We start from the raw sequence: 12,590 nt of genomic DNA on the forward strand, positions 1-12,590 counted from the left end.
CGCTGCTTTCGCCCGTCACGGCTTGCCTTTTTGCTGCGCGTCGGCGTCGTCTTCCCAGTCGCGCCATTCGACATCGTGCTGCTCCAGATACGCATCCACGGCCACACCCGTCGTCGGGAAGAAATGCTGCTCGCCCATTGTGTCGAACAGGCCGTAGCGCCGCAGCATGTCCTTCACCGGCCCCTTCATCTCGGCAAAACACAGTTCGATACGCCGCTCGCGCAGACTCGCATGAAACTCGCGCAGAATTTCGCTGGCTGTGACATCGACATCCGTGATCGGCTCGGCTGCGACGACGACCCAGTTGGCGGGCGTGGCCGCCGTTTCGATCGCGCGTTGCACATGGTCGCGAAAGATCTCGGCATTCGCGAAGAAGAGCGGCGCATCCCAGCGGTACAGCACCAGCCCCGGAATGGTCCGCGCTGCGGGATGCCGCGAAATATCGTGGTAGCCCTTGCGTCCATCGACGCGGCCGAGCACGGCATCGTAAGGCCGCCACGCGCGCCAGACGAAGGCCATCAGCGCCAGTCCCACGGCAATGAAGATGCCCTGGATCGGACCGATCAAAGCGACGCAAGCAAAGCACGCCATCGATTGCGTGAACTCGCTGCGACGCAGGCGCAACGTGCGGACCACGTCCCTCACTTCGAACAGCCCCAGGCCCGCCGCGACGACCACGGCGCCGAGCGCGGCGACCGGCAGCGAGCGCAGCAGCGTCGGCGCGAAGATCAGCAAGGCGGCTACGCACAGCGCGGCGACGATCCCCGTAAGCTGCGTTTTCGCGCCCGCCGATTCGGCGACGGGCGTGCGCGACGCACTGCTCGTCACGGGGAAGCCCTGGAACAGTCCCGCGGCGATGTTGGCCGCGCCGAGCGCGACCAGTTCCTGATCGCGGTCGACGCGTTCGCCGCTGCGTTCCGCAAACACGCGTGACAGCACGCTGATATCCGCGAGCGAAATCAGCCCGATGGCGATCGCGCCGGGCACCAGCGCCACGATCTGATCGAATGAAACGGAGGGGAACGACGGCACGGGCAAACCCTGCGGCACGTCGCCGACCACGGCCACGCCCGCTCGCGCGTCCAGGTCGAGCAACGCGACGGCAAGCGTCGCGCCGACGACGGCGACGAGTATCCCCGGCACCACGGGCATCCAGCGCTTGCACGCGAGAATCACCAGCAGGCACGCGGCGCCGATCACGCACGTCACCTCGTTCAGCTTGCCGTCCACTACGCCGCGCACCAGACCGGCCGCTTCCTGCAACAGGTTGCTGCCCTTGACGTCGAAGCCGAGCAGCTTCGGCGCCTGGCTGATGATGACCGTCAGCGCGACGCCGTTCAGATAGCCCTGGCGGATCGGCTTCGACAGCAGGTCGGTGAGAAAGCCGAGACGGCACACGCCGACCGCGATGCAGAACACGCCCGACAGGATCGCCAGCATGCCCGCCAGCGCGAGCACCTGCTCCGGGCGCGCTCCTGCCATCGGCAGCACGATCGAAGCGATCAGCGCCGCCAGCGCCGAGTCGGGTCCGAGCACGAGAACGCGGCTCGGGCCGAACGCCGCATACGCGACGATCGCCGCGATCGTCGCGTATAGCCCCGTGATGGCCGGCAAGCGCGCTGCTTCCGCGTAGCCGAGCCCGGCGGGCACGAGCACCGTGGTGAGCACGATGCCCGCGATCAGATCGTGCGAGAGCCACGTGCGCCGATACGTGCGCAGCGTCGCGATGCCCGGCACGCGGCGCAGCAACGGATGAGGGCGGCGGGAGTCGGCATGCTCGGGACCGCTGGTCGCTCGGCTCATCGCCCGCCCTCTCGAGTAAAGAAGCGCTTCACGTTGAATATGCGGCCGCGAGGCGCCTGTCGCCCTGCGGCTACCGCATGTCACATGAACCAGCTTATGCCCGCAGATGGGGTCGGTGCAATCCGCGCGTCATTCGACGCGGCGCAACTCGCGACGAAGTATCTTGCCGACCGTCGACTTCGGCAATGCATCGACGAAGTGAATGGCCTTGGGCACCTTGTACGCCGCCATGCTCGCGCGGCAATGCGCGATCAGCGCCTGCTGGGTCACGTCGGCGCCCGGCGCGGTGACGACGAACAGCTTGACTGCCTCGCCCGTCTTTTCATCGGGCACGCCGATACACGCGCATTCGGCGACGCCGGGAAATGCTGTGGCTACCGCTTCCACTTCGTTCGGGTAAACGTTGAAGCCGGAGACGATCACCATGTCCTTCTTGCGATCGACGATCTTCAGAAAGCCCTTGTCGTCGAATACGCCGACGTCGCCGGTACGGAAGTAGCCATCCGCGGTGAAAGCGCGCGCGTTGGCCTCGGGCTGCTGCCAGTAGCCGCGCATCACTTGCGGGCCCTTGACGCAGATCTCGCCCGCCTCGCCGATGCCCGCTTCGCGGTTGTCGTCGTCGAGCAGCTTGACGTCGGTGGAAGGCACGGGCAGGCCCGTGTTGCCCGTGAAGCCGTCGATGAACGGGGGATTGAACGACACCACAGGCGACGTCTCCGACAGCCCATAGCCCTCGCGGATGAAGCTGCCCGTCACGGACTTCCAGCGCTCGGACACGATATCGATCACGGCCGCCCCGCCGCCCGCGGACAGCCTGAGCCGCGACCAGTCCACTTCCGCGAGACGCGGATGCGCCGCCAGCCCCGCATACAGCGTGTTGACGCCGACGAAGATGGTCGGACGGGCGGCCTTCAGCACGTCGATGAACGGCTCGACTTCGCGCGGGTTCGCCACGAGCCAGTTCTCCGCGCCGACGGAGAAGTACGTGAGGAAGTTCACGGTCAGCGCGAAGATGTGATAAAGCGGAATCGCCGTGACGACGACCTCAACGCCAGGGCGCAGCGAATCGGGCATGAATGCTTTGAACTGCTCGATGTTCGCAACCAGATTGCGATGCGACAGCGCGGCGCCCTTCGATAGCCCCGTCGTGCCGCCCGTGTATTGCAGAAAGAGCAGATCGCTGCCGTTGACATCGACGGGATCGGCGGCAATCTGCTCGCCTTGGGCGAGCGCTTGCGGCAGCGTGATCGCGGAACGCAGCGTCGGGTCGGGGGGGGGACCGGGAAGCGTGGCGCCGCTGCCGTCGCCGGCACCTGCCGTGACCACCGTCCTGATCTTCGTGCGGCTGACGACTTCGGCCAGTGTGCGCGTCGATCCATCGAACACGACGATCGTTTCGACACCCGCGTCGTTGAGTTGATGCTCCAGTTCGCGCGCCGTGTAGAGCGGATTGACGTTGACCTGCACCGCGCCGATCCGCGCGATGGCGATGAACGCGATGGGAAACGCCAGCAGGTTCGGCAGCATCACGGCCACGCGGTCGCCCTTGCCGACGCCCGCCACCTTCTGCAAGTACGCGGCGAATGCCGACGACAAGCGGTCGACGTCCGCATAAGTCAGCGTGTGCCCGAACGCGCGAAACGCGGGCCTGGCCGCGAACTGACGCATTGCGCCTTCCAGCATTGCGTTGATGGACGGATAGCGGTCGGCATCGATCTCCGCAGGGATCGAGCCGTACGATGCGATCCAGTGTCGTTTGCTGGCGTGGCTTTCCACGGACGGTTTCATGCAATGGCGGGTGCTGATGTGGCTTTCGTCCACGCTGTCTCCTGATCGATCTTTTATGCAGGTTGAACTATCGCGCGCGGACGGCCGGATGCAAATGATCGGCGAGGCCTAAATGGTGATCGCAACGGACAAGCTGCTTCGCCCCCAGCAGAGACGCTATCCGCCATTCATGCGTGTTTGCGCGTGGCATCAGCAGGATGAATAAGGGTGAACCCTATGGCGAGCCGATGCGTTCGGGCGCAGAATTCCGGGCACGTCACCGGTATCTTTTCGGACACAGGACTCACTCACGTATGCAGCAACGCGCGCCCGCGCATGCGGCGGCAACCCATCAGCACGCGCCATCCGTCATCGGATGGCGTGAAAAGCGCTTTGCGCCGTCCAAGCTCGTCGCGCTGCTCGACGTGACCTCGGAAGCCGGCATCGACGCGAATGCCGTGCTGGCAGGCACGGAACTCGACGCCGGGGCTGTCGCCAACCCTTTCACGCTGACTTCGTCGTTGCAATTTCTGACGGCCGCCGGCAATGCTGTTCGTCTGTGCGAGCGACCTGATCTCGGCGTGCGTGTCGGCTGCCGTTTGCATGCATCGAGCTATGGCATGTACGGCTATGCGTTGCTGTGCTCGGAAGCGCTCGCACAGACCTTCGATACCGCAGTCAAATACCATCAGCTCGCCAACGGCATGCTCGACATCCGCTGGTTCGAGCACGACGACGCGGCATCGTGGGTCTTCCCGAATCGCGACGAAGTACGTATGCCCGACATCGGCGAGCCACTGTATCGCTTCCTGATCGACCTGCAGTTTGCTGTGCACGTGACGGTCATCAAGGACGTGATGGGCGCATGGTGTGTGCCGGCGCGCGCGCTGTTCACGCAGGCGCAACCGCCGCATGCGGCGATGCTCTCGGACGTGCTGGAATGCCCGCTCGCCTTCGACCAGCCGCAGAACCTGTTGAGTTACCCCGCCGCGTGGCTATCACGCGCGCCGCAACTCGCCAATCCGATCACGGCTGCGCAAGTCTCGACGCAATGCGCGCGGCTGGTGGAGCAATTCCGCTGGCAGGCAGGCGTCACACGGCGCGTCTATCAGGAACTCACGCGCACGCCCGGCAAATTCCCGGACATCGAACAGATCGCGGAGAGTCTGTGCATGACGTCGCGCACGCTTCGCCGCAAGCTCGAAGCGGAAGGCGCGTCGTATAGCGAGCTATTGACGGGCGTGCGCAAGGCACTCGCCGTCGACTATCTGAGCACGACCACGCTCAGCATCGAAGACATCGCCGTGACGCTGGGTTTCAGCGACGCCGTGAGCTTTCGCCACGCGTTCAAGCGCTGGACGGGCAAGACGCCGAACGACGTCCGGCGCGATCGCGGCGCGGCGCTTCCATAAACGAACGTCTATGGCCTGCCAAAGTTTGTTTTATTGTTCGACGCGAAAGCCGCGACCTTACACTTGACGAATACTCCGGAGCCGCTAGCGCTACACAGCGCCTTCTCCTCATTCGAAAACATCCACACCAAGGAGACGATGCCCGGCCTTCCGGGCATCAGCACCCGATGCCGCCCACCCTCGTCTACACGCACGCCGCCTGTCTGAATCATCAGCCCGGCCCGCATCATCCCGAATCGCCGGAACGGCTGAAGACCGTGTTGCAAACGCTGCGCTCGCCCGAGTTCGCCGCGCTCGAATGGCGCGACGCGCCGATGGGCACGCTCGAACAGGTGCAGTTCATTCACAGCCAGGACTTCATCGACGAAGTGGCGGACATCGCGCCCAAGCACGGCTATATGCCGCTCGACGGCGGCGATACCGTCATGTCGCCGGGTTCGTGGGAAGCCGTCATGCGCTGCGTCGGCGCGGCGTGCGCGGGGGTCGATGCCGTGCTCAACAAGGACGCGCGCAACGTGTTCTGCGCGACGCGTCCATGCGGGCACCATGCGGAGCCCGGCAAGGCAATGGGCTTTTGCATCTTCAATCAGGCGGCCATCGCGGCTGCGTATGCCTACGACGTGCACAAACTGGAGCGCGTGGCCGTCGTCGATTTCGACGTCCATCACGGCAACGGCACGCAGGCCGCGTTTTATGACCGGCCGGAACTCTTCTATGCATCGAGTCATCAATCGCCGCTCTATCCCGGCACGGGCAAGTCGGCCGAAACAGGCGTGAGCCACAACATCCTCAACGTGCCGCTGCCGCCGGGTTGCGATTCGGATCTGTTCCGTTCGCGCATCGAGGCCGATATGCTGCCCGCCGTGCGCGAGTTTCGTCCTGAACTGATCATTATTTCAGCGGGCTTCGACGCGCATCGGCTCGATCCGCTCGCCGCGTTGCGTCTCGACGATGACGACTTCCACTGGATCACGCGCGAACTGGTACGCATCGCCGACGAGACCTGCGAGGGGCGCGTGGTGTCGATACTCGAAGGCGGATACAGCATGGAGGGGCTGTCGGGCGGCACGCGCGCGCATGTGCGCGCGTTGATGGGGACTTGAGCCGCGACGCTGCGCCTGGAATGCGCAAGGACAGCCCGCGCATCGACATCAGCCGATGCGCGGGCTTTTTTTATTGCCCCTGTTGCTGCTGCAAATACTGCTTGACGTCATTCAACGACACCCGCCCCGAATGCGCGGTGTCGATCTGATCGAAGTGCTTTGCGATAAAACCAAGACCGCTGCTCTGCGCCTGCGCTTTCGTGATCGAAGCACCATTGCCCAGCACCGAATTCGCGCCCATGCGCGCGTCGATGCGCTGCTGCGCCTGCTGTTGCAATTGCGTCCCTGTGGAGGGCGTAACAGCGGCTACGCGGTTGGTCGGGAAGAACGGCCCGTCGACGCCATGGCCGCCCTTTGGCAACGTAACAGGCGCAACGGCCTGCGTCGCTGCCTGCGCGCTGCCCATCGCGGCGCCGAGAACAACGATGATGGGAAGAATGCGCGACAACCTATCGATTGAAGACATGATCACTCGCCCTGAATAAATGAGGTGGGAGTCCCCGCACGGAACAGTGCCGGACGGGGACCTGTTCCATTGACCCTACTGCGTCGCCGCAGCCTGTGCGGTGGAGGTCGGCGTCCCCGCCGGGCTTTCGTCGCGCCACGGCGCCGGCAACGTCCACAGCGACAGCGCGAGCGGAATCGGCTGGCCGCTGTAGTAGTCCACCAGATCGCTCTTCATCTTCGGACGCGCCACGTCGTCCAGATAAATCATATGCCCGCCCTGGAAGAAGTTGACCTGCAGATCCGGATTCAGGCCGCGCACCGTTTGCAGACGCGCCAGGTCCTTTTCCGTCTTGAAGAACGGCGTGGCGAGATCGTGAAAGCCGTTCTCGGCGAGCACCTTGAGCTTCGGATTGAGCGTGATCGCGCCGAGCAGATCAGGCAGCGTGTCGGGCAGCGCCTGGCCGTCGTGCGAGAAGTCCCATACCTCGATGATCTCGTCGTTCAGCGGCATATACGTCGCGTTCGGCGCCGTGTAGCCGAGATAGTCCGGCATTTGCGTCGCGAGCGCCGTCGTGAACGGCTGCGAGATCAGGATGTCCGACGGGTCGCCATCCGTCTGCAGGCGCGGGTCCGAATTGGGCAGCGACACCCGCCCATCGTAGCGGCCGATCGTGGAGCCAGGAACCAGCGCCAGGTTAAACGAGTTGGGATCGAAGTAAGCCTGCAGCGCATGCAGCGTGAGGCTCGACGGCCACTCCCATGATTGCAGCGTGCGCGTCGCCGGATACACGGGCGGGTCGAAGTAACCGGGAAGTCCGAACTGGCTCAGCACCCATGTCTCCGCGTACTGCCTGAAATGGTTGTACTGGCCCGTCGCGAAGATTTCCGATTGCAGCGCAAACAGCCCTTGGTCGAGCAGCGGCGGCGACACCTGATGGAAGTAAGCCGCGACCTCCGCATAGCCGGGGTAGTAACCGGCGAGCGTATCGGTGTCGAGTTGCAGTCCTTCCTTGGTGCCAAAGATCGCCACGGCCTCGATTGCGTCGGCGAAGTAGTTGAGAATCGCAGACTGCAGCACGATACCCGTCAGCGGCACGCCTGCCGTTTCGAGCGCCAGTGCAAGCATGTCGGTGCGCGGCGTGCCGTACGATTCGCCGTAGAGATAGATCGGCGAATCGCCGCGATTGTTCGCCGCCAGATAGCGGATGATGAAATCGCGCATGATGTTGACGTCAGAATCAACGCCCCAGAACTGCTTGTTCGTATAAGGCAGGACCGCTTCCGATAGACCCGTGCCGGGCGGATCGATGAACACCATGTCGGTGGTGTCGATCAGGCTCTCCGCATTGTCGACGAGCGGGTAGTTCGGCCAGTTGGTGAGAAGCGGGTCGGGCGTCGCGACACGCGTGGGCGCGAACGAACCGAGCCGCAGCCAGATCGACGACGAACCCGGACCGCCGTTATAGACGAAGGTCACAGGGCGCGGCTTGCCGTTCGTACCCGGCGCCGTATAGGCAACGTACGACATCGTGGCTTCCGGATTGCCGTTTGCATCGGCTGCTGTCAGGTGGCCTGTCGTCGTCGTGTAGTTGACCGTCGTCTTGCCCGACTTCCACTGGTAGTGCATCACGGCCGCTTTCTCCGCGACCTGCGATGCGGCGAGGCCGTCGTTCGCGTGCGGCGAATAGGGAATCGGATCGGTGTACGGCTTGTTGGCCGCTTGCGGCTGCGCCTGCTGTTGCGCGAGCGCTTGCGGATTCGCGGCCGCCTGGCTCAACGCGCTCGTCGCCGACGAAGCGGGACTGCTGTCGCCTCCTCCACATCCCGCGAGAACCAGCAACCCGAGAATCATCGCGCCTGAAGCGGCTAGCCGCCCCAGACGCGGGCGGCTGCCGCTAATGCTACGGTCTGGTTTCATTTCTGTCCCTGTGATAGGTAAGTTACCGCTACACAAAGGCCGCCTTCGCCGGTGAGGCGCATAGGAAACAGACAGCGGTGCAGAACTCGTCGGCACTCACAGCGGCTGACATTAAACTTTCTTGTTTCTAACAGCATTAATACAGGTTTCCGAATATTCTAATAATTCGGATCACTAATTACACAACGTGAAACCATGCCGGTAAGTTGTACTGGTTCTTTAATGCTTTCCGCTTTGGAAAGATTTGGTAATGAAGGGTGGCAGAGGAAAAATAGGAGGTCGCGCGGGGCTTTGTCAAGGCCCGTTTTTACAGGCTATGCGCGGTGAATAGGATCGAAACTTGCGTTCGCATCCATTGTTTCCGGTCGGAAAAATCATGTCGAAATCATTCGCGCAATGCTTTATCGAACAATCGATAAACCGGATTGGCTAATTAACGTTTTTTCGTTTAAATCGGAATGTATTTCGACGAACCAGATAAAGAACCGCTCGCGCCGCAATTAATGCGCGGACAACAGATTCGCCACCTGATTCGATTGCGTCTGCGCGGCGATATCTTTCGCCGTCATGCCACGATTGTCTTTCAGCGATTCGTCAGCGCCGCGTGCGAGCAACAGCTTCACGGTATCGGCGCGATCGTAGCCCGCGGCCCACATCAACGCGGTGAGATCGTTCTTGTAGCGGCGGTTCACGTCGATGCCCGTGTCGAGCAACTGCTTCACCACTTGCGTTTGCCCTTGCCCCGCCGCATATTCAATCGCGGTCTTGCCGACGCGATCCGTCGCCAGGGGATCCGCGCCGCGCGCGAGCAGCAACGCGACGATGCCGTCGTGGCCGCCATACGCGGCCGCCATCAGCGGCGTGACGCCGGACGCGTTCGCGTGCTTCACGTTCGCGCCATGATCGATCATTGTGCGCGCTATCTCGGCGTCGCCCTTCTTGCATGCCGTGAGCAGCGCGGTGTCGCCGATTCTCGTCATCGCATCGACGGCCGCGCCGTGATCGAGCGCCGCGATCACGCTTGCGCGGTCGCTGTCTTTCGCGGCGGCGAGCAGCGTGCGATTCACCTCGCCCGCTTCTTCGGCTGCAGCAGGAAGCGCAGCGCCTGAAGCGACCCAAAGCGCGCAGGCCATCAACAACGCAGTCACCCCATACCGCACGGCGTGATAGATGATCGTCTCCCCGACGTTACTGCAGATTCGCGACGTAACCGGCGAGGTTGCGGATATCGTCGTCAGTCAGATTGCGCGCGACGCTGCCCATGTTTCCCGCATCGTTGGTGCGCGTGCGGGAACGGAAGTCGTGCAGCTGCTTCACGATGTACTGATAGTGCTGCCCGGCCACACGCGGAATCTCGTTCTGCCCGGTGAAGTTGCCGAGGTGGCACGTCGTGCAAAGCTCCGCAGCCGACTTCTTGCGCCCCGCTTCGACGGCGACGCCGTCCGCCTTGAAATCGACGGGCACCGGTTTCTGCGCGGCGAAATAGTCAGCGAGATCCTGCATGTCATCTTTCGACAGCTTCGCCGCCATCGGCGACATGCGCGGGTCCTTGCGGCGGCCTTCCTTGAAGTCCTTCAACTGAAGGTACGTGTAACGCGCGGTCTGCCCGGCAAGCACGGGATACTGCGCGTCCGTCGAATTGCCCATCGGGCCGTGACAGGCCACGCAGGTCTGCGCCTTCGTCTTGCCTGCTTCCGCATCGGCACGTGCGTCGGCTAGCGGCCACATGATGCCGCCCACAAGAACCACCGCGCAAGCGCGCGTGACGATACGCGCTGCGCGCTGCGCGGTGAGCGATGACGTCCTGGTTCCCGTCATCACGGCAACGCGAAGACCAGCACCGTGTTGCCGCGTTTGAAGTCCAGTTGCGTGTTGCCGCCCGCCGCGACGGCCACATACTGCTTGCCGCGCACGCTATACGACACGGCCGGCGCATTCACGCCCGCGCCGCACTGGAACTCCCAGAGCTTCTTGCCCGTCGATGCATCGAACGCACGGAACAGCCCGTTGCCTTCGCCGTTGAACACGAGGCCGCCCCCCGTCACGAGCACGCCGCCGATCAACGGCTGCGCCGTCTTGAAGTCCCACGCAACCTTGCCCGTGTCGACGTTGACAGCCGACAGCTTGCCCCATTGCTCTTCGGACGCAATCACCTTGAACGCACCGCCTAGCCACAGCTTGCTGCCGCCGGGATACGGCGCATCCGTGACCTGATAGGTCATCGGTTGACGCAGGTTGGCCGCGTAGGCCAGGCGCGTCTTCGGATCGAACGCCATCGGCGACCATTCGACACCGCCGTTCGCGCCCGGCAGCATCCGCGCACCCTCGGCCGTCGGCAGCGTCCACATGTTCTCCTGCGGAATCATCGCCTGCGAGAAACGGATCAGGCGACCTGTTGCGCGATCATGCACATAGATATGCCCCGTCTTGCCACCGTGGATCACGCCGGGAATCATCTTGCCGTTCGTGTCGCGCACGTCGATCAGGATCGGCGGGCTGACGGCGTCGAGGTCCCACACGTCGTGCGGCACGTACTGGTAATGCCATTTGTACTTGCCCGTGTCGAGATCGATGGCGACGAGCGAGTCCGTATAGAGGTTATCGCCCGGTCGGATCGCGCCATACAGATCCGGCGACGGATTGCCGACCACGAAAAACACCGTATGCGTCTTGCGGTCGATGGCGGGCGTCATCCACACGCCGCCGCCAAGCGTCTTGTAGAAGTCGCCGCCTTTATCCGCGAGCTGCTTCTTTTCGGCGGTGCTGTCGAGTTGCGCCTGACTGACGGGCCCAAACGTCGACGGCATCGGCGCCGAGGTGGTGGTGGGCGTGTTCTGCACTTCGTCGGCGGCTCGCGAGGTGGGCGATGCGAGCGCGGCGAACAGCAGGGGAATCAAGACGGCGAGGTACCGCGGGGATGGGGCCATGAGCGTCTTCTCGGCTTTTTATCGTTCGAGCTTGCGAGCGCGGGAGTGCGGCGGCTGTCCGCGCGTAGACAACGCGTGGACGGGCACAGTCGCGCAACCCCTCTCAAACAACAAAAGCTTTGAAATTGGAACCGTTTGATTGCTTCGTCGGGACGGGTCGGCTGCGCAGATTCCGCGAGTACAGCTTCACTCTCGCCCTCAAGTCTGGCTCAATTAAGCGTAGACGAAGCAATGCCGATTTACCAGGCACGCGGCAGCGCATTGGCGCCACATTACCCCGCAACTGAAGGTTGGTTCACGTATGAGGATTGATGGCCGCTCGCGCCGCGTTGACGAACGGACCGGCGTAGTGCCGGTTTTATAACGTGCTTGTGGACGCACGCATTGTGCATTGCATCGAAGAGATGCGAAGCCGGCGTCCGGCTTCGCATCCGGAAGGCTCAGGCCTGCGCGTCGTCGCTCTCGCCGAGCATGCGCATCGCGGCTTTCTCCGCGTTCGCCACGTGCAGGCGCGCGAGTGCCTGGGCTTCGTCGGCATCGCGTGCCTTGAGCGCCTTGTAGAGCTTGTCGATTTCGCGCAGGCTGCTCGGCAGCCGGTCAGGATGCATCAGCGACGTGGCGCGCAGCAGATTCACCCGCGAATAGAGGCTATTGAGAACCTCCTTAACCAGCGCATTGCCGCAGTTGTCGAGCAGCACCTCGTAGAGCGCGGTCTTGGCCTTGAGCACGCCCGCCTGGTCCTGCGCCGTCGCCTGCGTGCGCAGTTCCTTCGCGGCCTCGCCGAACTGCGCAATCGCGGCGTCGCTGGCGAGCCTTGCGAACTCGTGCGCCGCGAAGCCTTCCAGCAGCCCGCGCAACGCGTACAGTTCGCTCGCCTCCTGCGGCGAGATCACGGCGACGATCGGGCCTTTGTGCGGCACGCTGCGCACGAGCTTTTCCGCTTCGAGCTTGCGCAGCGCTTCGCGTACCGAGGTACGGCTCACGCCGAGCGACTCGCACAGTTCGCGCTCGATCAGACGCGCGCCCGGCGCGAAGCGCCCGCTCATGATGGCCTGCCGCAGCACGTTTTCGACCTGATGACGCAGCGTCTCAGGTCGGACCAACCCGATATCAGTCGACATTATTGTCTTCCCGTCCGACAAAGTTACAGTCGCTATGATACTTCACCGCCAGCCGTTTTCCGTCCTCCATTGCGCATAAAACGCGTTCATTG

The 12,590-nt window shown here is 63.4% G+C and carries 9 protein-coding genes and 1 pseudogene; 2 read left to right on the top strand and 8 right to left on the bottom strand.

What is annotated here, in order from left to right; all coding sequences use genetic code 11:
* Window positions 1–15: 15 nt before the first annotated feature.
* A complete protein-coding gene (locus tag C2L64_RS40120) occupies window positions 16–1,803 on the bottom strand; it encodes a SulP family inorganic anion transporter (RefSeq protein ID WP_007579401.1) in 1,788 nt (595 codons plus the stop codon).
* Between the two features lie 129 nt (window positions 1,804–1,932).
* Window positions 1,933–3,591: an AMP-binding protein gene (locus C2L64_RS40125; RefSeq protein ID WP_039900102.1), complete on the bottom strand. Its 1,659-nt coding sequence runs from the start codon at window positions 3,589–3,591 to the stop codon at window positions 1,933–1,935.
* 293 nt (window positions 3,592–3,884) lie between these two features.
* Between C2L64_RS40125 and C2L64_RS40130 the strand changes: the two genes are divergently transcribed.
* Together C2L64_RS40130 and C2L64_RS40135 are read left to right on the top strand one after the other, a co-directional pair.
* Window positions 3,885–4,982, top strand: a complete 1,098-nt coding sequence (locus C2L64_RS40130; RefSeq protein WP_007579399.1) for an AraC family transcriptional regulator — start codon at window positions 3,885–3,887, stop codon at window positions 4,980–4,982.
* A gap of 167 nt (window positions 4,983–5,149) precedes the next feature.
* The gene (locus C2L64_RS40135) at window positions 5,150–6,085 is read left to right on the top strand and encodes a histone deacetylase family protein (RefSeq protein ID WP_007579398.1); all 936 of its coding nucleotides are present in this window, start codon (window positions 5,150–5,152) and stop codon (window positions 6,083–6,085) included.
* A 70-nt stretch (window positions 6,086–6,155) separates the two neighbouring features.
* Here C2L64_RS40135 and C2L64_RS40140 read toward each other — a convergent pair whose 3' ends face one another.
* From C2L64_RS40140 to C2L64_RS40165, 6 genes and pseudogenes are all read right to left on the bottom strand, one after another.
* Window positions 6,156–6,551, bottom strand: coding sequence for a hypothetical protein (locus tag C2L64_RS40140; protein ID WP_007579397.1), 396 nt, complete (start codon window positions 6,549–6,551; stop codon window positions 6,156–6,158).
* A gap of 75 nt (window positions 6,552–6,626) precedes the next feature.
* On the bottom strand, window positions 6,627–8,450 hold the full coding sequence (locus C2L64_RS40145; RefSeq protein WP_039900101.1) for a S10 family serine carboxypeptidase-like protein: 1,824 nt from the start codon (window positions 8,448–8,450) through the stop codon (window positions 6,627–6,629).
* Window positions 8,451–8,950: 500 nt separating this feature from the next.
* Window positions 8,951–9,583 carry an ankyrin repeat domain-containing protein gene (locus C2L64_RS40150; protein WP_007579393.1) on the bottom strand — a complete coding sequence of 211 codons (633 nt, stop codon included), beginning with the start codon at window positions 9,581–9,583 and terminating at the stop codon, window positions 8,951–8,953.
* A gap of 55 nt (window positions 9,584–9,638) precedes the next feature.
* A complete protein-coding gene (locus C2L64_RS40155) occupies window positions 9,639–10,268 on the bottom strand; it encodes a c-type cytochrome (RefSeq protein WP_007579391.1) in 630 nt (209 codons plus the stop codon).
* Window positions 10,268–11,218: pseudogene (locus C2L64_RS40160) on the bottom strand (outer membrane protein assembly factor BamB family protein); the annotation flags it as partial. The pseudogene C2L64_RS40160 and the gene C2L64_RS40155, both read right to left, overlap by 1 nt.
* A gap of 599 nt (window positions 11,219–11,817) precedes the next feature.
* Window positions 11,818–12,498 carry a GntR family transcriptional regulator gene (locus tag C2L64_RS40165; RefSeq protein WP_007579388.1) on the bottom strand — a complete coding sequence of 227 codons (681 nt, stop codon included), beginning with the start codon at window positions 12,496–12,498 and terminating at the stop codon, window positions 11,818–11,820.
* Window positions 12,499–12,590 lie beyond the last annotated feature (92 nt).

It is taken from the genome of Paraburkholderia hospita, from assembly GCF_002902965.1.
GTDB lineage: Bacteria > Pseudomonadota > Gammaproteobacteria > Burkholderiales > Burkholderiaceae > Paraburkholderia > Paraburkholderia hospita.

What these genes read in the sequence shown, in the direction of transcription:
- C2L64_RS40165 (WP_007579388.1), bottom strand. Translation starts at nt 12,498, where the DNA reads ATGTCGACTGATATCGGGTTGGTCCGACCTGAGACGCTGCGTCATCAG.
- C2L64_RS40125 (WP_039900102.1), bottom strand. Translation starts at nt 3,591, where the DNA reads ATGAAACCGTCCGTGGAAAGCCACGCCAGCAAACGACACTGGATCGCA.
- C2L64_RS40155 (WP_007579391.1), bottom strand. Translation starts at nt 10,268, where the DNA reads ATGACGGGAACCAGGACGTCATCGCTCACCGCGCAGCGCGCAGCGCGT.
- C2L64_RS40130 (WP_007579399.1), top strand. Translation starts at nt 3,885, where the DNA reads ATGCAGCAACGCGCGCCCGCGCATGCGGCGGCAACCCATCAGCACGCG.
- C2L64_RS40135 (WP_007579398.1), top strand. Translation starts at nt 5,150, where the DNA reads ATGCCGCCCACCCTCGTCTACACGCACGCCGCCTGTCTGAATCATCAG.
- C2L64_RS40120 (WP_007579401.1), bottom strand. Translation starts at nt 1,803, where the DNA reads ATGAGCCGAGCGACCAGCGGTCCCGAGCATGCCGACTCCCGCCGCCCT.
- C2L64_RS40145 (WP_039900101.1), bottom strand. Translation starts at nt 8,450, where the DNA reads ATGAAACCAGACCGTAGCATTAGCGGCAGCCGCCCGCGTCTGGGGCGG.
- C2L64_RS40140 (WP_007579397.1), bottom strand. Translation starts at nt 6,551, where the DNA reads ATGTCTTCAATCGATAGGTTGTCGCGCATTCTTCCCATCATCGTTGTT.
- C2L64_RS40150 (WP_007579393.1), bottom strand. Translation starts at nt 9,583, where the DNA reads ATGGCCTGCGCGCTTTGGGTCGCTTCAGGCGCTGCGCTTCCTGCTGCA.